The 19,763-nt window shown below is 34.6% G+C and carries 22 protein-coding genes; 4 read left to right on the top strand and 18 right to left on the bottom strand.

Annotation, left to right across the window (positions count from 1 at the left end; translation table 11 throughout):
* Nucleotides 1-19: 19 nt before the first annotated feature.
* From rsmH to ACFSO7_RS05375, 8 genes are all read right to left on the bottom strand, one after another.
* The gene (gene rsmH, locus ACFSO7_RS05410) at nt 20-952 is read right to left on the bottom strand and encodes a 16S rRNA (cytosine(1402)-N(4))-methyltransferase RsmH (RefSeq protein ID WP_377876001.1); all 933 of its coding nucleotides are present in this window, start codon (nt 950-952) and stop codon (nt 20-22) included.
* 50 nt (nt 953-1,002) lie between these two features.
* Complete coding sequence (gene mraZ, locus ACFSO7_RS05405) at nt 1,003-1,434, bottom strand: division/cell wall cluster transcriptional repressor MraZ (RefSeq protein WP_377875999.1); 432 nt, start codon at nt 1,432-1,434, stop codon at nt 1,003-1,005.
* A 165-nt stretch (nt 1,435-1,599) separates the two neighbouring features.
* Nucleotides 1,600-3,234 (bottom strand): bacillithiol biosynthesis cysteine-adding enzyme BshC, encoded by a 1,635-nt coding sequence (gene bshC, locus ACFSO7_RS05400; RefSeq protein ID WP_377875997.1) that lies wholly within the window; start codon nt 3,232-3,234, stop codon nt 1,600-1,602.
* A 90-nt stretch (nt 3,235-3,324) separates the two neighbouring features.
* Complete coding sequence (locus tag ACFSO7_RS05395; RefSeq protein ID WP_377875995.1) at nt 3,325-3,711, bottom strand: DUF3397 domain-containing protein; 387 nt, start codon at nt 3,709-3,711, stop codon at nt 3,325-3,327.
* Nucleotides 3,712-3,722: 11 nt separating this feature from the next.
* Nucleotides 3,723-4,601 carry a 2-dehydropantoate 2-reductase gene (locus tag ACFSO7_RS05390; RefSeq protein WP_377875993.1) on the bottom strand — a complete coding sequence of 293 codons (879 nt, stop codon included), beginning with the start codon at nt 4,599-4,601 and terminating at the stop codon, nt 3,723-3,725.
* 168 nt (nt 4,602-4,769) lie between these two features.
* The gene (locus tag ACFSO7_RS05385) at nt 4,770-6,308 is read right to left on the bottom strand and encodes an acyl-CoA carboxylase subunit beta (RefSeq protein ID WP_377875991.1); all 1,539 of its coding nucleotides are present in this window, start codon (nt 6,306-6,308) and stop codon (nt 4,770-4,772) included.
* Between the two features lie 26 nt (nt 6,309-6,334).
* Nucleotides 6,335-6,547, bottom strand: coding sequence for a biotin/lipoyl-containing protein (locus ACFSO7_RS05380; protein WP_377875990.1), 213 nt, complete (start codon nt 6,545-6,547; stop codon nt 6,335-6,337).
* A 12-nt stretch (nt 6,548-6,559) separates the two neighbouring features.
* A complete protein-coding gene (locus tag ACFSO7_RS05375; RefSeq protein ID WP_377875988.1) occupies nt 6,560-7,903 on the bottom strand; it encodes an acetyl-CoA carboxylase biotin carboxylase subunit in 1,344 nt (447 codons plus the stop codon).
* A gap of 306 nt (nt 7,904-8,209) precedes the next feature.
* Here ACFSO7_RS05375 and ACFSO7_RS05370 point away from each other — a divergent pair, with 306 nt between their 5' ends.
* On the top strand, nt 8,210-8,665 hold the full coding sequence (locus ACFSO7_RS05370; RefSeq protein ID WP_377875986.1) for an N-acetyltransferase: 456 nt from the start codon (nt 8,210-8,212) through the stop codon (nt 8,663-8,665).
* A 47-nt stretch (nt 8,666-8,712) separates the two neighbouring features.
* Here ACFSO7_RS05370 and ACFSO7_RS05365 read toward each other — a convergent pair whose 3' ends face one another.
* The 4 genes from ACFSO7_RS05365 to ACFSO7_RS05350 form a co-directional block, all read right to left on the bottom strand.
* A complete protein-coding gene (locus tag ACFSO7_RS05365; protein ID WP_377875984.1) occupies nt 8,713-9,333 on the bottom strand; it encodes an RsfA family transcriptional regulator in 621 nt (206 codons plus the stop codon).
* Nucleotides 9,334-9,419: 86 nt separating this feature from the next.
* Nucleotides 9,420-10,172: an enoyl-CoA hydratase/isomerase family protein gene (locus ACFSO7_RS05360; RefSeq protein WP_377875982.1), complete on the bottom strand. Its 753-nt coding sequence runs from the start codon at nt 10,170-10,172 to the stop codon at nt 9,420-9,422.
* A gap of 100 nt (nt 10,173-10,272) precedes the next feature.
* Complete coding sequence (rpmF, locus tag ACFSO7_RS05355; RefSeq protein ID WP_377875980.1) at nt 10,273-10,446, bottom strand: 50S ribosomal protein L32; 174 nt, start codon at nt 10,444-10,446, stop codon at nt 10,273-10,275.
* Between the two features lie 86 nt (nt 10,447-10,532).
* Nucleotides 10,533-11,057 carry a YceD family protein gene (locus ACFSO7_RS05350; RefSeq protein ID WP_377875979.1) on the bottom strand — a complete coding sequence of 175 codons (525 nt, stop codon included), beginning with the start codon at nt 11,055-11,057 and terminating at the stop codon, nt 10,533-10,535.
* A gap of 164 nt (nt 11,058-11,221) precedes the next feature.
* Here ACFSO7_RS05350 and ACFSO7_RS05345 point away from each other — a divergent pair, with 164 nt between their 5' ends.
* Nucleotides 11,222-12,439 (top strand): nucleotidyltransferase, encoded by a 1,218-nt coding sequence (locus ACFSO7_RS05345; RefSeq protein ID WP_377875977.1) that lies wholly within the window; start codon nt 11,222-11,224, stop codon nt 12,437-12,439.
* A 31-nt stretch (nt 12,440-12,470) separates the two neighbouring features.
* Here ACFSO7_RS05345 and ACFSO7_RS05340 read toward each other — a convergent pair whose 3' ends face one another.
* Both ACFSO7_RS05340 and ACFSO7_RS05335 read right to left on the bottom strand, forming a co-directional pair.
* Entirely contained in the window at nt 12,471-13,493 is a 1,023-nt protein-coding gene (locus tag ACFSO7_RS05340; protein ID WP_377875975.1) for a SepM family pheromone-processing serine protease, read from the bottom strand.
* Nucleotides 13,490-14,281: a patatin-like phospholipase family protein gene (locus ACFSO7_RS05335; RefSeq protein WP_377875973.1), complete on the bottom strand. Its 792-nt coding sequence runs from the start codon at nt 14,279-14,281 to the stop codon at nt 13,490-13,492. The genes ACFSO7_RS05340 and ACFSO7_RS05335 overlap by 4 nt, the downstream gene beginning before the upstream one ends.
* Nucleotides 14,282-14,510: 229 nt before the next feature.
* Here ACFSO7_RS05335 and ylbJ point away from each other — a divergent pair, with 229 nt between their 5' ends.
* Nucleotides 14,511-15,737: a sporulation integral membrane protein YlbJ gene (ylbJ, locus tag ACFSO7_RS05330; protein ID WP_377875971.1), complete on the top strand. Its 1,227-nt coding sequence runs from the start codon at nt 14,511-14,513 to the stop codon at nt 15,735-15,737.
* Between the two features lie 39 nt (nt 15,738-15,776).
* On the opposite strand, the gene coaD is transcribed toward ylbJ, so the two are convergent.
* The 3 genes from coaD to ACFSO7_RS05315 all read right to left on the bottom strand — a co-directional run bounded on the left by coaD (nt 15,777) and on the right by ACFSO7_RS05315 (nt 18,594).
* Entirely contained in the window at nt 15,777-16,259 is a 483-nt protein-coding gene (coaD, locus tag ACFSO7_RS05325) for a pantetheine-phosphate adenylyltransferase (RefSeq protein ID WP_377875970.1), read from the bottom strand.
* A gap of 15 nt (nt 16,260-16,274) precedes the next feature.
* Complete coding sequence (gene rsmD, locus ACFSO7_RS05320; RefSeq protein WP_377876457.1) at nt 16,275-16,832, bottom strand: 16S rRNA (guanine(966)-N(2))-methyltransferase RsmD; 558 nt, start codon at nt 16,830-16,832, stop codon at nt 16,275-16,277.
* A gap of 364 nt (nt 16,833-17,196) precedes the next feature.
* Nucleotides 17,197-18,594, bottom strand: a complete 1,398-nt coding sequence (locus tag ACFSO7_RS05315; protein WP_377875968.1) for a hypothetical protein — start codon at nt 18,592-18,594, stop codon at nt 17,197-17,199.
* A 168-nt stretch (nt 18,595-18,762) separates the two neighbouring features.
* On the opposite strand from ACFSO7_RS05315, the gene ACFSO7_RS05310 reads away from it, so the two are divergent.
* Nucleotides 18,763-19,152 (top strand): DUF7147 family protein, encoded by a 390-nt coding sequence (locus ACFSO7_RS05310; protein ID WP_377875966.1) that lies wholly within the window; start codon nt 18,763-18,765, stop codon nt 19,150-19,152.
* 239 nt (nt 19,153-19,391) lie between these two features.
* Here the strand turns inward: ACFSO7_RS05310 and ACFSO7_RS05305 are convergent, their stop codons facing one another.
* A complete protein-coding gene (locus ACFSO7_RS05305; protein WP_377875964.1) occupies nt 19,392-19,667 on the bottom strand; it encodes a YlbG family protein in 276 nt (91 codons plus the stop codon).
* Between the last annotated feature and the right edge of the window lie 96 nt (nt 19,668-19,763).

The raw sequence follows: 19,763 nt of genomic DNA, 5'->3' as shown, positions 1-19,763 counted from the left end.
CCCCTCCAGTACATTTCTATTATTTTTTTTCTGCAATTCGAAGTTTAGCTGAACGAGCACGATTATTTTGTTCAAGCTCCTGCTCAGAAGGAAGTATTGGTTTTCGGGTAATTAATTTCAATATTGGCTCATAGCCTTGTGGAATAAATGGCATACCAGGAGGTAATTGTGGCCCTTCACTTTCTTTCTTGAAAATCACTTTACAAATACGATCTTCTAAGGAGTGAAAGGTAATAACACTTATTCTTCCACCAGGATTCAAAAGCTGAATGGCTTGTTCCAACGATTTCTCAAAAACAGAAAGCTCGTCGTTTACAGCAATTCGAATGGCTTGGAAAACCCGTTTCGCTGGATGCCCGCCTTTTCTTCTTGCTGGGGCAGGAATTCCTTCTTTAATTAAATCAACTAATTCGCCCGTTGTTTGAATCGGTTTAATTGCTCTTGCTGCTTCTATTTTACGAGCGATTTGTTTAGAAAACTTTTCTTCACCATATTGAAAAAAGATTCTGACCAAGTCTTCATATGCCCATTCATTCACAACATGATAGGCGGAAATATCTGCATCATAATCCATTCTCATATCAAGTGGTGCATCATGATGATAACTAAATCCTCTTTCAGGTGTGTCTAGTTGTGGGGAAGAAACCCCAAGATCATATAAAACACCATCTACTTTATCAATACCTAATATTTCGAGCTCTTCCTTAATGTTCAGGAAATTACTCTTAATAAAAGTGACTTGTCCTTCATATTTTGCCAGCTTTTCCTTCGCATGATTAATCGCCGTTTGGTCTTGATCAAAAGCAAATAGCTTTCCTTTATTAGATAGTTGCGAAAGTATGAGTTCACTATGACCCGCTCCACCTAATGTACAATCGACATAAATACCGTCTGGCTTAATATTTAATCCATCTACCGTTTCTTTTAATAGTACTGTTGTATGTTCAAACATTTACATCTTCCTTTCCAATCGAACAACTTTCCCGCGAAAATATTTGTCTATTATATATCAAATCCAATCATATTTTCCGCAATTTCAGCAAAAGATTCTTCTGACTCATTAAAATAGTCTTCCCAAATTTGCTTACTCCATATTTCAATTCGATTGGAAACCCCTAAAATAACACATTCTTTTTCTAATTTTGCATATTGAAGAAGTGGTGTAGGTATATTGGTTCTTCCTTGTTTATCAATTTCACTTTCTGTTGCACCAGAAAAGAAAAATCGAGTGAATGCTCGGGCATCTTTTTTTGTAAGCGGTAAGGCTTTCAGCTTTTCTTCTATTTCCTTCCACTCAATCAGTGGGTAACCAAATAAACATTGATCTAATCCTCGAGTTAAAACGAATACGTCCCCAAGGTTATCACGAAATTTAGCAGGCACAATAAGGCGCCCTTTACTATCAATGTTATGATGGTGTTCACCCATGAACATACCCACTACACCCACTTTCTAACTAAAATGTACCACAATCCCCCACTTTCCTCCACCCCTTTTTTAACTATTCTCCCCTCATATTAAAATTCCTTCAAGAAAACAATATTTTTTCTAAATAATGCAAAAAGGAACCCGATCACCTAAGACCGAGTTCCTTCTGAATTAAATTTTAATAACCTTATGATAACCATCGAATACGAGTGGCACATTCATCATTTCATGAATAATTGAAAAACCATATTTGTTTAAAAAATAAAATACATTCCACGTTCTTTCTTGCGGGCCACCATTTGGGCGAAGGAAATTTTCAATCCGATTAAATTTTTGAAACGTATTTTCATGCTTTTGCTGTATCGACTGTTCAATTTTGGATTTCATGAAATCGATTTGTTCCAATAATTTTGCTTCGTTCTTACTTAATAACGGCAATAATCCTTGATCCAAATTGGTGAGTTTTTTCTCAATAATTTGATATTGTCCAGAAACTTGTTCTTTGATTCGAAGAAATTGCTCTTCAAGCTCTGAATCTTTTACGGAAGAAAAGAATTTAGACACTGCAGATGATGTACCATTTCGTAATACTTCCTCTACCGATAATCCTAAGTCCTCGATATCCCTTTCTACAGCTCTTTCTAAAAATGTAAAATTTAAACGTGGAACAATTGGAGGCATTTTAATTGCAAATATTTCAAAAACCTTTTTCAGCTCCGCCCAATAAGCAATTTCCCCAGGACCAGCAATAAAAGCAATTGTCGGGAATAGTAATTCTTGCATTAACGGCCTTGTCACCACATTATTACTTAATCGTTCAGGATATTCATTGGCTAAATTCAATAATTCTGCCTCTGAAAAAGATACAGCTTTATTCTTACTTATAAAAGAATTTTTCTCTTTCGAAAATTCAAGCAGCAATCTCTCACTATAGTTTTTTTCATAATAAAAAAGATTAGCGGAATGTAATGAAGCATCAATTGTTAAAGGGTATCCATGGCCTTTAATAATCTGTTGTTGTTGATCTAATGCATTTGAAATAGCTCCATGATTCTCAATTTGCTTAATAAAGAACTCTTTTTCAATATTCCTTAGATCTTTATTTCCTGAATCGACAAGGAGTAGCCCTTTGTCCTTAAATAATTCCATAATGATATATGCGAAAAAATCGACAAAATGATTGGATTCTTCAATTGCCTTTTGGAGAAAGGCTTTCATTTCTTGTGTCTTCTCTGTTTCCCCTAAATTTTCCATTACTTCAAAAGCCCATTGCTCACAAATTTTATGATCCAATGAAATATCAGAAACCATTTTCTTTTGATGCATTTTTTCGGGATATACTTTTTTTAGTAGTTTTTGTTCAGATGGAACATAGACATGATTCACTTCGTGATAGTCATGATCCTCACCTGCAATCCAAAAAACAGGGACGACAGGTATATTTAATTCTTTTTCTTTCTTTTCTGCCAGTTTAATAATAGAAATCACTTTATGTATACTATAGAGAGGCCCTGTTAGAATGCCAGCCTGCTGTCCACCGATTACAACTGTACTCTTGGGGTTCTTAAGTTTTTCAAGTGATTCCTGCACCTTTAATGAAGTAGGATAGCGTTTCATAAACGTTTTAATATGATCTGCTAATACCTCTCTGGGGAATATCCGATTTTGCAATTCTTTTAATCGTTCTTTGTCTTGATCAATATCACCATAACGGTAATCAAAAAAATCCATAATTTCGGGATTTTGTTGTAAATACCCTGAGGCAAAACGATTTGTAGCAGGTATTGAGAGATTTATCATCTCCATTTAAGTACGTCCTTTCCTTTGAAAACATATTCATATGAGGTTAGTATAACATTGTCTTGAAAAAGATAAAAAAACTTTGCTTTCCATTCTTTATAAATGTGTACCAACTCTCACGATTACCCCATAAATGGTTAAACCTATGTATGCGAGGAAAAAAATAAGAAAGCTAAAACGCCAAAATCCTTTGAATATTCGAGTGAATATAATTTCTCCTTTGATTTTCCAATTCATAATTGCAAATATGATAGCACAAGAAAGCATAAAAATAAAAATGAAAGACAAATAAGAGTGATCCCATATCGTTTTCACTAAAAAATGAACAGACATAATAAAAAAAATTGTACTGTAATCCAATGCAAGATGAACAGATTTACGATGATTTTTCGTAAATTGCTTGCTAATAATAAAGATTATAATGTACATAAGGATTGGAATAGTTATAAAAAAAGCAATAAATGAAGAAATAACATTTGACATATATGACCCTCCTATTTCTCACTTCCTTTTATAATATGGTACAAAGTTTGACAGATAGGAGCTTTTACGTTTTTGACCTCCGCCTCCTCTAGAATATACCCAAGAATAGCATCTACCTCCGTCGGTCGCTTGGATTCTAAATCCTTTAGCATGGATGACCGATTACTTGATGTTTTATGGCAAATATTTATCACTTCGTTGAAATAGATTTCACCTTGCTTTAATTGTAAAATCTCCTCTATCTCATTGAATAAATTTTGAACATTACAAAAATAATGCGGATTGTTTATAATTTCACCGTTTGTTACCCTCAAAACGGCTGTTAAGGAGTTAATTACAGAGTTGGCTACCAGTTTTTTTAGCAACATTTCGAAATAATCCTTTTCCATCACAATCGAAAAATTAGGAATCGAAAAAAAAGCTTGTGGCAAGTCGAATTCCCCTTTGTATTGAGCAAGCTTTGCTTGTCCTATTCCATTATGTAGGACAGAATGGAAACTCTCTCTATAGGCACCGTGATCTACTGAACTTACAAATATCACATCTGCGTTTAACTCTTTCAAAAACTTTAAATGCCCCATCCCATTTTGCAGGAAGATATAATTAGTTTTCTTTATTTGCTGCTCTTTAAGCTTCGAAATTAAATCTTCAAGATGATATTGTTTCACAGCTATTATCGTTAAATCTTCCTGTCCTGACCATTGTTTAATCCAATTTGAATTTACGAATCTTGTTTGCTCATTATTTTTATGTTTTAAAAGGATCCCATTTTTTTTTATGGCATCTGCTTGTTCGAATGTGTTTGTATATATAGTAACTTCATATTCCTCACTTAAATAAAACGCGAACAATAAACCGATTGATCCACCACCGATAATTCCAATCTTCATCCTATCACTCATTCCATTTCCAAAGGAGAATAATATCCCTTTTATCTTGTCTATATTTTACCAAATATGATGGGAGATTGTATGATTAGTTATTTTATTTATAAAAAAAATGAGGAATCCTAAAATTAAGGAATTCCTCATTACTTTATTTACAATTGTCGTATCATCCTATACTGGATATACCGGATGTTTACGCACACTAAAATTCATTTCTTTTGTTTCGTAAAGATCGAAACGATTTGTTAAAACTGCCCTTAGTTCAGATGGAGCAACAATTTCATCGACAATTAATTCTGATGCAAGTTTGTAAATATCGATATGTTCTTTATACTCTTGGTGCTTCTCTTGAACAAATGCTAGTCTTTCCTTTGGATCTGAAATTTCATTAATTTTATTCGAATATACTGCATTGACAGCAGCTTCTGGACCCATAACAGCAATTTGAGCAGTTGGTAAAGCAATACAGCAATCTGGCTCAAAAGCTGGACCTGCCATTGCATACAGGCCTGCCCCATATGCTTTTCGGACAATAACCGAAATTTTCGGTACTGTTGCGGAGCTCATTGCAGCAATTAATTTTGCCCCATGACGAATGATTCCCGCTCTTTCTACCTTTGTCCCAATCATAAAACCTGGCACATCAGCTAAGAATAATAAAGGAATATGGAATGCATCACATAAAGTAATAAATTTAGCTGCTTTATCAGCTGAATCTACAAACAATACGCCACCCTTAACTTTAGGCTGGTTCGCCACAATTCCAATGACTCTTCCGTCCATTCTCGCAAAACCGGTAATTAACTCAGGTGCAAATAGTTTCTTTATTTCATAAAAACTACCCTCGTCGATCAATGTATCTATACACTCGTACATATCAAATGGAGCGTTTTGGTTTTCAGGAATAATGTCTTCTAACTGACGTCCCTGTTTTGGTAAAATTCCTTCTAATTTTGCAGTTTTCTCTTTAAAACTTGCAGGAAAATAACTTAAATATTTTCTAGCCGATTCAATAGCCTCTTCTTCACTTAAAGCTAACTGATCCCCACACCCGCTAATAGAACAGTGCATTCTTGCACCACCCATTTCTTCAAGTGTGACCTTTTCACCAATTACTTTTTCCGCCATCCTTGGAGAACCTAAATACATAGATGCATTTTTATCAACCATGATCACGATATCACAGAATGCTGGGATATAGGCTCCTCCAGCAGCTGATGGACCAAAAAGTAAGCATACTTGCGGAACCATACCTGATAATTTCACCTGGTTATAAAAGATTTTCCCTGCCCCTCGTCTGTTAGGGAACATATCTAACTGATCAGTAATTCTCGCACCAGCAGAATCAACCAAATAAAGTATAGGAACCTTTAATTTTTCCGCTACTTCTTGGATACGAATAATTTTCTCAACAGTGCGAGCACCCCATGAACCAGCTTTAATAGTCGAATCATTAGCCATTACACACACGGTTTGTCCGTTAATTTTCCCAATTGCTGTTACTACTCCATCAGCTGGAAGATCTCCCGCTGAATAATTAGCAAACTTTCCATCTTCTTCATACTCACCGTTATCAAACAGCTTTACTAATCGATCACGAACGAATAATTTGTTTTGTTCCTTTAATTTTTCATGGTATTTCGGGTGTCCACCTGCTTCAATTTCTTGCCTTTTATCAAATAAAGTATCGTTCAATGCCTTTGTTGTCATGTTTCTCCCCCCTATTGATCGGTCTCTTATTCAATAACGACTAAAACGTCCCCTTCATTAACGAAGTCACCAATATTAACTTTCATTTCAAGGACTTTACCAGCTACTGAACTTTCCACTGGAATCTCCATTTTCATCGACTCTAATACTAAAACCTGTTGTCCTACTTGGACTTCTTCACCTTGTGAAATAAGGACATTAAATACAGTACCTGCCATAGTTGATGTAATTTCTTTCATTTTGATTTCCTCCTAATTTTTGTTAGTTATTTTTTTTGTGAGAAATGCTGTAGTATAATTACCGCGAATAAACTCTTCATTTTTTAGTATTTCAAGGAATAATGGGGCATTCGTTTTAATCCCCTCTATACTATATTCTTCAAAAAATTCTTGCGAAACTGCAAGTGCATCCGCACGATTTTCTCCATTCATAATACACTTTGCAATCATCGGATCATAAAATGGGGAAACTGTTTGGCCGCTTTCATAGCCTGAATCAATACGTGCCCCCATTAAATCAGGCCATTTTAAGCTAGTAATTTTACCTGGAGATGGTAAAAAGGTTATAGGGTCCTCCGCATAAAGACGAAACTCAATAGCGTGACCTTTTTGTATTAACTCTGTTTGTAAAAGAGGCAATCTTTCTCCTCTCGCTACTAGTATTTGCCATTTAACCAAGTCTTGCCCCGTGATCATTTCTGTTACAGGATGTTCAACCTGCAGCCTTGTATTCATTTCTAAAAAATAATAATTTTCCTCTTCATCGACAATGAATTCAATCGTTCCTGCATTAAGATAATTTACTGACTTTGCTGCAAGTATGGCCGTTTCAAACATCTTTTCCTTTGTGGCTACAGAAAGAAATGGTGAAGGAGATTCCTCAATCACCTTTTGATTTCTACGTTGAACAGAACAGTCCCGTTCAAACATATGAACTACGTTACCAAATGAATCACCAAATATTTGAACTTCAACATGGCGGGCATTTTCTATACATTTTTCAACAAATACTTCATCAGAACCGAAATAAGCTTTCGCTCTTGATTTTGTTGATGCAAATGACTTAACGAGCGCTTGCTCATCTTCACAGCGAATCATACCTATCCCACCACCGCCGCCACTAGCCTTAAGCATAACAGGGAAACCAATGCGATTTGCCAATGCACAAGCTTCTTCTTCATTTACTACCCCAAGACTACTTCCTGGTACGACAGGTACTCCTGCATTTTGCATCGTTGTTCTTGAAACGATTTTATCACCCATCAACTCAATCGTTTTTGGAGATGGTCCGATAAATATGATTCCCTCAGCTTGTACTTGAGAAGCAAACGCTGCATTCTCGGAAAGGAATCCATATCCAGGATGAATCCCATCTACACCTTCCTGCTTAGCAATTTCCAATATTAAATCTGATCGCAAATAAGATTTATTGACAGGTGGCTCGCCAATACGAATCGCTTTTGTCGCTTCTTTTACAAAAGGCATATCAACATCAGCATCTGAATAAATCGCAATGGTTTCTATATTCATTTCTTTACAAGTTTTAATTATTCTTAAAGCAATTTCTCCACGATTTGCAATTAAGATTTTTTGCATTTTAAGCCCCTTTCTTTAACTACAGCTATTATTGAACATTAGGATCAATTTTTCTAAATCCCAGTAAATAATAGATTTCTACAAAGTTCTTTAAATTTCCTGCCTAATTCGAAAACGCTTCCATAAAAATAATGCAGAATTTTTGTTCTTTTTGTATTATAATATAGAAAACTCTAACGTACTAAATGTTTTCATTCGAGCGTTATTCGCTTATTATATTTTTATAGGCTAGTTAAAAACTTTTTGAGAATATAATTTCTTATGGAAGCTCTTGCTTCCTCATTTCTGATGAAGGAGGAATTTTATATGCCGTTTGAAGTTCAAAAATTAAAGGTAAATTACAAGACATTAGAAGAATTTAAGAAATTTAAAGAGTATGGTCTCCAAGAACTTTCTATGCTTGAGGATTTAGAAGCAAATATTATCGAAAATGATAGTGATTCACCTTTTTATGGAATTTATTTTGGCGATAAGCTTGTAGCCCGAATGAGTTTATATCAAGTTGATGCTCCTTCAGATCGTTATTTTAAACCGTCACGAGATTATTTGGAATTATGGAAGCTAGAGGTTCTTTCAGATTACCAAGGCAGAGGTTACGGTTCTGCATTGGTGGAATTTGCCAAAAGTTATGGATTACCTATAAAAACAAATCCTAGAATGAAATCCAAGGAATTCTGGGAGAAACAAGGATTTACTTCAGTGACTTACGATATGCAACGTGATCTTGGAGAAAACCCATTGATTTGGCAGCCAATTCAATAATTTTTAAAGTAAAAAAGGGTCTGAAATTTCAGACCCTTTTTTTATTTTTAAATCCTTTCCAAATTACCGTTTTTATCCATCTGAAATTTCACTTTTGGATGACGATCTTCTTCTTGTAGAACCACCATTTTTCTTGCCCGTTCCATTATTTCAATTAGAGATCGATAATCTTTTTCAATCGTTTTTAACTCTGAAGTTAACTTCTCATTTTCAGCAGCTAAGTAATAGATTTTTTTCTCCAAGTCGTTGATCTTCTCCGTTTGTTTTAACTTCTCTGCTTTTTCATATAACGAAGCTTCCGCTTTCTCATGTAAAGTTGTTAAAAAGGAAAGCACATGTTTGAAAGAAATTCCGAAAGATTCTTCCATTAAATTATCCTGCTTTTCAACGTCATCTTGATTTAGAATATCAGTTTGATCATCTATCTCCGTTACTTGTTTTTTCGATTCTTTTCTTTGTTTTTTTGCTAATTCAATCCCCGATTTATATTGCTTTCTTACATATGAATTCCAACGAAAACCACATGCAGCGGATGTTCTCGATAATTGTTTGCCTACTTCTTCAAAAGCTTGAAGCTGAGTACCGCCTTCTCTAATATGACGCAAAACAACCTCAGCTAAAAACAAATCTTCATCCTGATTCCAGGCATCTTGCCGTGTTGAAGACATAGGTTAATCCCTCCTAGTGTACATTTATATTCATACATATGCACTTACTAGAAAAGATAGACTGTTTAACGTTTCTCTATGTATATTTATTTTTTTAAGAATCTATCGACTTGAATATGATGAGCTTCAGTCTCCCAAAGTTTTGCACAAGTTCTTACTTCTTCTTGAATTCTTTGCTGTAAATTAGATTGTGTCCACTTTCTAACTAAAATTGTTTTATAAGCTTTAAGTACATCTGTTTCAAGCGTGATCATCTTTTCAAGAAAATAGCGGCCAGCTTTCATTCCATCCTGATCATAAACATGATGGATAAACCCAAGCTCTAATAACCGGTCTGCTTCAAAGGTATCAGCAGTCATTAATAATTGCATTGCATTCTCGGGGGAAAGCTTTTCTAATAGCATTGACCCGCCGCCCCATCCAGTAGTTATCGCTAATTTACCTTGTATAAACCCTGCTTTTATCCCTTTTCTAGCAAGCCGAAAGTCGCATGCTGTCGCTAATTCACAACCTCCACCAACCGCCGTACCATTTAATATGGCAACCGTGGGCTTAGGGAATGTTAATAATCTAAACAGAATAGCAGCCATTTTAGATAGCATTCGAAACGCTTCTTCCTCTGTTTTTAATTGATGAAAAACTGATAGGTCTCCACCCGAGCAAAACGCTTGGTTTCCCGTACCCGTTATCACAAGAGCCTTATAAGAATGATTTTCAGCTATATCTAAAACCTTCTCTATACCTTCCATAATTTCAAAATTAATTGCATTGCGACGTTCTGGTTGATTGATCGTAAAACTCAAAACTCCTCTATCATCCTCTATCAAATACGGATCCATTCTTATCACCTTCAATCTTCTATAGTATAAAAAATTTACTTAAAAAAAAGGAAAAGCACAAGGGCAAATGCTCCTTGTGCTTTATATCCAAAAGGATAAATTAGTTGTTTACAACTTCTTTTCCTTTATATGTTCCGCAAGCTTTACATACGCGGTGAGCTAATTTCATTTCACCACAGTTTGGGCAACTTACCATACCTGGAACATTTAATTTAAAATGGGTACGACGTTTTCTTTTTGCAGTTTTAGAAGTTCTTCTAAAAGGTACAGCCATTCTTCCCACCTCCTTAAAGAGTGTATTAAGAAAGTATGAAGGCCAGTGGGAACTGGATCTTCACTTTGCTTCTTTGTTTCAACCGATTATGAATCGGAAGAATTGTTGTTATCAAAAAATTTTGCAAGATCTGCTAAACGAGGATCTATTTTTTCCTGTTGATTCAATTCGCTTATTACTTCCCAATCTTTACCCGACTGAGGTGCAGCGATTTCACCAGGAACATCATCGCAAAAGACTTGCATTGGAATTTCAAGTAAGAGAATCTCGCGAATGACTGGATACAAGTCAATCACATCTCCATTTACTCGATGAACCTCTTCATCTGGCTCAAAATCTGATCCAAATAAAAGAAAGGTTTCAGTTGTTTCTACATGAATTGGAAAATTCACATCAACTAAAGTACGAGAACAAGGTAAAACTAAATAACCATCGATTGTTAAATGAAAAGTTACTTTCGTTGAACTGATATCCCCACGACCTTTAAGGTGAATGGGTGACACGTCACGTATTTCTGAATCATCATTTTTGATGTCATCCATACGAATCGTTTCATCAATTAAAAATTCCTTGTTTCGATATTTTTGCAACTGATTTATTGTCCATTTCAATTGAATCACCCCAAGGCAACAAAGGTAATTATAGCTTTACAATAAATATTTGTCAATATTTTTTCTTTACACTATAATTTATTTGTATCTTTTACAAATCTTAACTGATTCTGTATCTAAAAGCTAGTTTATTCATAAATATTATTCAAAAGAGGAGGGTACTAGTGAAGGCACTTGGTGTAGTTGTTGAGTATAATCCCTTTCATAATGGTCATCTTTTTCATATTGAAACTGCTAAACAGAAAGCAGATCCTGATGTTGTCATTGCTGTCATGAGTGGGAATTTTCTGCAAAGAGGGGAACCTGCACTTGTTAATAAATGGTTTCGAACCGAAATGGCTTTATTAGGTGGTGTAGATATCGTCATAGAACTTCCATACCGTTTTGCTACCCAAAAGGCAGAAACTTTTGCTTTTGGATCTGTATCTATTTTAGATTCCTTGCGATGTGAGACTTTATGTTTTGGCAGCGAACATGGGAATATTCGTTCATTTCATGAGACTAGAGCCTTAATTGAACACAATAATGAAAAATTTCAAAAGTCGATAAAAGAACATATGAAAAGTGGCATAAGTTACCCTAAGGCATTAGAATTTGCCTTCTTCGATCTTGCTCCTACGACTCAAATGGTCGATCTTTCAAAACCAAATAATATATTAGGGTACCATTATGTAGAAGCAATTGATAAGTTAAAAAGTGATATGAAACCTATAACCATTAAACGGAAGAATGCTGAGTACCATGATGAACATTTCTCATCAGAAACAATTGCAAGTGCTACTAGTATACGAAAAGCTCTATTCTCTAATTTTTCTCAAGATGAGATTGAGCGTTTTGTACCTAAATCAACTAAAAATCTATTATTAAAATACATACAAACATATGGGACACTTCACCAATGGGAAAATTATTGGCCATTTTTAAAATATAAAATCATGAATTCTAGTGCCACTGATTTAACGGCAATATACGAAATTGAAGAAGGTTTAGAAAATCGTTTTAAAACTGCTGCATTTCATTCTCGCACCTTCCATGAATTTATGCAAACTGTTAAAACAAAACGTTACACTTGGACAAGATTACAAAGAGCTTGTCTTCACATTTTTACCAACACAAAAAAGACAGATATGATAAAGGAAAATGAAGCTCCTTCTTACTTACGTTTGCTAGGTATGACGGAGAAAGGTCAAAAATACTTAAACATGAAGAAAAAAGAGATTTCATTACCCCTAGTCACAAAAGTTTCTTCTTTTCAAAATAATTTAGATTTAACACTCGATTTAAAAGTTTCTCACTTATATTCCTTAGGATTATCAGAACCACAACAATCTATGCTATTACAATCGGAGTATAAACAGCCACCTGTTATTATAAAAGGATAAAACAAAAAAGCACCCGCGGTGCTTTTTTGTTTTATCTCTTAATTGGTAATTTTTCTAAATAAGCGACTGCATCTTCAAATGTATCAACTGGGATAATTTTCATTTTGGTATGAATATCCTTTGCCGTTTTTACAGCAGCTTTGTAATTCGAATCTGCCGCACCTTTTTCATTTGGGGCAAAGAAAATTTCAGCTCCTACTTTGTCTGCTGCAACAATTTTTTGTTCGATTCCACCGATTGGTCCAACTGTTCCATCAGAACTTATCGTACCTGTTCCAGCTATTTGGTAGCCCTTCGTAAAATCTTCCTTCGTTAATTGATTATAAATTTCTAATGTGAACATCAATCCAGCTGAAGGTCCTCCAATTTCATCTGTATTCACCTTTACGGCTGGTTTTACAATAATTTCTTTATCATCTACTAATTCTATGCCAATTCCTTTAATAGACGCCTTTTTAGGATAAGTAGCAATAGGGATATTAAGTTTTTTTACCTTTTCTTTTCGCTCAATTGTTAACTGGATGGAGTCTCCCACATTTTTGTTTTTTACATAATCGATAAATAAATCTGACGAATCGAATCCTTTTCCATCCACCTCATAAATTCGATCTCCAGGGAGAAGTTTTCCATCAGCAGGCATTTCAGGGAAAATATTTAATACATAAACCCCTTTATAATGAAAATCAACGGGGATCCCTGCCTTTTTATAGGCTACTTCGATCGCATTAAGCTTTGAACCTTCCATTAAATGCAATTGACGAGTATTATATTCCTCCTCTGATTCATCCTCTCCTTTAATCAGCTTTTCTGGATATATTTCTTGATATTTACTGACTTTAGCTAATAAATATGAATAAATATTTGCCTTTCCCATTCTGACAGTCGTCAACATAAAAGTTCCTGTTTCCTCATAACCATTCTCAACTTTGATAATCGGATGCAATTCTTTTGCCATTCCAGGTTTTGAAACATAATAAGGCAATGTAAAAAAAGAACTAGCCATAATAATTATCGTTGCTATTAGTAAAGGTCGAATATAATATTTCTTAATCATTCTGATGTTTGCCCCTTCCAACTCTCCATTAAATTTCGGATTAAAGTGAGTTGATTTCTTGCTTCAAATTCACCAATAGAAATAATTTCTTCAATATTAGTAAACGATTTCGAGCTATAGTTTTGTACTTGTGGGCGAATCATCACATCCGAAGCGATTTCACGATAAGTGACTAATTCTTTTTGCATAATATCAATACTTTGCATAATCACATCATATATCGACGTGATTTCAGCATCTCTTTTTACTTGAGAAACATCGACTGCAATGATAATATCAGCACCCATTTCCTTCACAACCGAGACTGGCACACGATCTGCCACTCCACCATCAACTAGAATTCGATTATTCCATTTAACTGGAACAAAAATTCCAGGTATGGCAATACTTGCACGTACTGCATCTGCCACAGGTCCAGTTTTAAACACAACCTTTTCCCCAGACACTAAATCAGTTGCTACGATTGCAACTGGAATCACTAATTGTTCAATATTTTTATTATGTGTAAAAACCTTAACAAGTTCTTTCACTCGTTTTCCAGCGATAAATCCCATTTTAGGAACGGTAAAATCTAAGTAATATTTTCTTTTAAAGGCTGTAGATAATCGGTACAGTTGATCAAAGTCGATTCCAGCTCCATAAAACGAAGCTACGAGTGCCCCCATACTGCTACCAGCAATCATATCAATAGGAATTCCCTCTTCTTTTAGAACCTTTATTACTCCAAGGTGAGCAAATCCACGAGCTCCTCCTGACCCAAGTGCCAAACCAATTTTCGGACGCCTCAAGGAGATTCCCCCTTAATCTTATAGTCTCTATTTAGATTTCTAATAAGCTAGAGTCTACAACAATCTTATGGTCTAATTTTCATTTATATGAGTATATTGTGATATGTGGGGACAGGCATAAATGAATTAAATTCATTTTAGTTTCAATGGGATTTTTTTAAATAATCCCTATTCTACCATTCTTCACATTCATTGCACAATTCATTGTCAGATTGAGGAGGTCTTATATTTGTGGCGTTCGAGGTTTAAAACAGCTTTCTTAGCAGTTGCTGTTACTATTATGGCAGCCTCGCTAATTATTTTTCCTGAGGAATCTTTTAAAGCCTCGATCAGAGGATTAGATATGTGGTGGCAAATTGTTTTTCCATCCCTATTACCTTTTTTTATTATTTCAGAAATGCTTATCGGATTCGGGATTGTCAGATTTATCGGTGTCTTACTTGAACCTTTAATGAGACCACTATTTAAAGTACCAGGTGTCGGTGGGTTTGTTTGGGCAATGGGCATGGCTTCTGGTTTCCCAGCAGGGGCAAAGCTTACTGCTCGTTTAAGACAAGAAAAACAATTAAGTAGAATTGAAGCGGAGCGATTAGTTTCGTTTACAAACTGTTCCAATCCCCTATTTATTTTCGGGGCTGTATCAGTAGGATTTTTTAAAAATGCTCATTTAGGCGTTATATTAGCTCTATCCCATTACATTGGAAATATATGTGTTGGGCTGATTATGCGTTTTTATGGACGCAATGATGTAGAAGATAGGGAAAATGAAAAAAACAAATCTAAATTTCCCATTCGAACCGCTCTGAAAGCTTTACACAGAACTCGTATCCAAGACAATCGGCCCATCGGCAAGTTAATTGGAGATGCTGTAACCTCTTCCATACAAACATTATTAATGATTGGCGGATTTATTATTTTATTTTCGGTTATCAACAAAATTCTCTTTCATCTTCATATTACAGCCTTTTTAGCAAAAATCATTGAATTTATCCTACAGTCCGTATCAATACCAGAATCCCTTAGTGTTCCACTAATATCAGGTTTATTTGAGATTACTCAAGGTAGTCAAATGACTAGTCAAGTTCAAGATACCTCTCTTATGCAATTAGCGATTATCACTAGCTTTATTCTTGCATTTAGTGGTTTCAGTGTTCAAGCACAGGTAGCAAGTATCCTTGCTCAAACGGATATCCGATTCCAACCTTTTTTTATCGCAAGAATTTTACATGGATTCATTGCAAGCATTTTAACTTTAGTTTTCTGGAAAACGGTTTATGAACGTTTTTATCAAATTGAACAACCTTCTCACGCGATTCCAGTTGCTTTTTTTGAAGAGGGATCCTTGTTACATAGCTGTTATTATTTTATCAGTCAATACGGACCCTTAATAACCATCGTCGCTTTAAGTTTTTACGTAATCCTTTTAGCCAAAAAAGTTGTTATACAAAAACAATAAACCCATTTCCTCTGATGTATTTAGAGGAAACGGGTTTTTTTACGGTTTAAATTTATTTACTAATGCCTTCTGTACAGGAGAAGGAACAAGTTCAGATATATTTCCATTATATTTTGCCACTTCCTTTACGATACTAGAACTCAGGAAGGAGTACTGATTATTCGTCATGACGAAAAAAGTTTCGATTTCTTCATTTAGCACTCTGTTCATTGAAGTGATTTGCATTTCATATTCAAAATCGGAAACAGCTCTTAATCCTCTAAGGATCGCATTGGCATTTACACTTTTAGCATAATCAACGAGTAATCCTTGAAATGAATCCACCTTTACATTTGGGATCTCTTTCGTTACTTCAAGGATTAGATCCATTCTTTCTTGAACATTAAATAACGGATTTTTTGAAGAATTGTTTAGCACAACAACATATACTTGATCAAATACCTTTGCACCACGTTTTATTATATCCAGATGTCCTAATGTAATTGGATCAAAACTTCCAGGACAAACTGCAATACTCGCCATTCTTTTCACCTCAAATCATTCATTTACAAGCTGATAGATGGAAATACTGATGATTCCATATGTTTCTTTTTTTATATTTTTCAATAAACCTACTTCATCCGGAAGAATAACATCTGTCGCATGTTCACAAACAATCATCCCATCGGAAATTACTAGTTGTTCCTTTTCTATCGTTTCTAATAGTTTTAATAATTGCTGCTTTTTATATGGCGGATCTAGAAAAATAAAATCAAATTTAATTTCTCTTTTTAAGATCGCTTTAATCGCTCGATCCGCATCATTACGGTACACCTCGGCTTTATCCAATAGGTCGCAGGCAACTAGATTATCTTTAATAATTTGAATTGCCTTCGAATCTCTATCTACAAATATTACTTTATCTATTCCCCGGCTTAAGGCTTCTATGCCAAGTCCACCACTACCTGCAAACAAATCTAATCCAATTCCCTCATTAAAGTATGGGCCAATCATATTAAAAATAGCCTCTTTGACTTTATCTGTTGTCGGTCTTGTTGTACTACCTGGAACTGCTTTTAAACTTCGACCTTTACAGGTACCTGAAACAACTCTCATGATTCCATCTCCACTATTATTCAACAAATTTTCCATTCAACCAATATCCTACCATATCAGCTCTATACTCGCCAAATTGAAATATTCGACAAGCCTATGACAATCAATAGATCAAATCGGCTGTATAAAATAATGCACAACAATCTATGGAAAAAATAATAATGAATACTGTATAAGCAAACTGTTTATGGAAATAATGTTAGTAACAGCATCTAATCGAGGATGTTGTTGCCAACCGCGGAGAAGACTTACGTTTCCCCATAAGTTCTTCCTCCGGTTTCTCCTCTCCCTTTGCCTTCTTTCCTTTCTGAGGAATATAGAAGGACCCTACAACCAATTGGTTGTAGGGCTTTTTTCTTTCTACTTAGGGTGTTTCATTCATTTGTAAGACACCATCATTCTCTTCCATTAAGATCTTAAATATGGTTTGTAGCCACTTTTGCTCCATATAATAATTTTGATCAATAAGGATAAGTGGGTTTTCCAACAAACCATAGTCTTGACCATTCATACGAAATAAGTGTTGATTTGGAAAAAACTCATAGCTATTTGAACTATTTTTAATGAGTAATTGATCTGTTGAATGTTCCACTTTGTATCCCATTTGGGTCAATAAATTGTTTATTGGATAAAGCATTTTCCCATGTTGGTGGATCACTTCAATGTTTGTTGGTTCCTCATTTCGGATCTTTACCGATTTTAATTGATAAAAATAGAGCGGTGAAACATTCTTTGTACCCTTATTTATTTGAAAAAACCTAGTCTTTAAACCTTTTATTTCACCCAGAAAATCATCTAGATTTTGATCAGAAAGATTTTTTTGGCTTCCCGAAATTATTTCATAAAACTTTTCGCTTTCTTCAGATGATAACTCATTTTTTAGCTCATTATATACTTGCAATGCCTTTGTATTTTTTGGTAATTCTTCTAATTGATGAGCTACTAATAAATCAACCATCCAACCTAAGTCTTGATTAAATTTAGTTTGATAGTAATGTGAAAGTAATATTTTTTCCACTGCATGAGTAGACTGATTTGGATTAAGTATGATCATATCTGAACTGATTTTCGAAATATGATCAGTAAATACAAGGGCAATAAAGGATTTTACTGGTAGCTGATTATAAATTGGGAATTTCATGTTTTTTTGTATTTCTTTATCAACATAATAGAATATGTTTGATTTTTGTAATTGATATTTAAATGGATCAATTTGGAAATATAGACTATTAAAATCTCCTTCTCCAGCAAAAGAGAAAAAGTCGATTAAATCTTGTTTTTTATGCCCTTTTAACGGCATTCCAACTATCCACATTCCATTTCTATGGAAAGACTCAGCTATTGAAACAGTCGAATTTTGAATATGAACATCACGAAGATGAATTTTCCAATCGGATAAATAGCTATATGACTTTTCTCGATCTAAAGGAATTGTATACTCTATTTCAATCATTCCATTAACGGGAAGAAATGTCGCTGGATTTTGATCTTTAGAGGGACATTTTTTCCCAGATTCCATTTCACATTTCCAGTCCGTAATTAAATTGGGGATGATTAGATCATATTCTTTTTTTGAGTCTAATCCTGAGAAGGTTTGTTTAATATTCAAATTTTTAGCTGTGGCAACAATTTGTACTCTTTGGTCGGCTTCTGTGATCTTATCCACAGATCCATTACTTGAGTAAGCATGCCATTGCCATTTGAGTAATATACTTAAAGTTATCATTAAACAAAACATCAGTAAAACAACAAATTTTTTCATAACTTTTTCCCCTTTGGGTAGCTGTAAAAATTCCTTTTCTAATCTTTTTTTCGTCATTTTTCTCTTTTAGTTTAGGATGGGAAAAGAAATATACAAAATAGATTTATTCATTCAGTTATTCATGCTAGACTTATTTTCGTATTAGAAAAAATGAAGGAGTTATGTAAAATGATCCAACGTTTTATCGAATTAGGTGAAGGATACTCAGATATTTATGAATTATTAGAACTAACACGGGCAAACCACAATCGAATTTTGCATATGATGGCCTTACATACAGATATCAATGAAAAAAAGGTAACTTCATTAGTGGTTGTGATGAAACCGACGGTAGTTGGAGAATTCCAAGCTTTATATATTTGTCGGGAAGGAATCCCAAATCCACATAATATTTCAAACAAACGTTATGAATTGTTCCAACAAATCGCAGATGAACTTCAAAAAACGATTATTGAGTTAACGGTTAAACCTTCTAATCAATTTGCTGAATCTGCCTTATATTTTCAATACTTAATTGGAATCTTACGATTGAATCATTTTATCCCCCAGCTAAGATAACATGAAAAGCCGAAGCGCCTTGATTAGCTCAGATAAAGAAGACTGATCGATTGGCGAGAGCAGCAAAGCCAGAGACCTATTCGCACTTATGCAAACCGTTCTTTGGTTTGCCAGGCAAATGCTTGGACACTCGGAAAGTCGTTCTTTGACTTTTTGAGTGTCGAACATTTGACCTCGAGGAGCTAGAACGCTTTAAATAGACATTATAAAAAAGATGGGGTGAGGAAATATTCCTCACCCTAGATCCCCATTTTATAATCATATTCTTTTGCTTTATCAGGTGAAGAGTTCTCAAATTCCATTTTTAAAAATGGTTTATAGGAAGGTTCAACCTTTTTAACAAATGAGTAATTACGGAGTTTTTCGATATTTTGTTCCACATCGATTTGGTCACAATAAATGACCACATATTTTAATTTTTTGGATACATAATGGACATTCCCGAATTTTCTTAACATTTTGGCTTGTTTAAGTGAATGAAGCCAAACGATCAATCCTTGACGCTGACCGAACATCTAACTACCCCTTCAAAACGCGTTATTTTATTTAGTCTATCATATCAAAAGATTGTTTATCAATTGTTTCTTACAATATTAAGAAAAGCGCAAGCG

The organism is Bacillus sp. CGMCC 1.16607, assembly GCF_042683745.1.
Classification (GTDB): Bacteria; Bacillota; Bacilli; order Bacillales; family Cytobacillaceae; genus Pseudoneobacillus.
The sequence above is the reverse complement of the archived record's forward strand: the minus strand, read 5'-3'. Positions and strand labels throughout refer to the sequence as shown.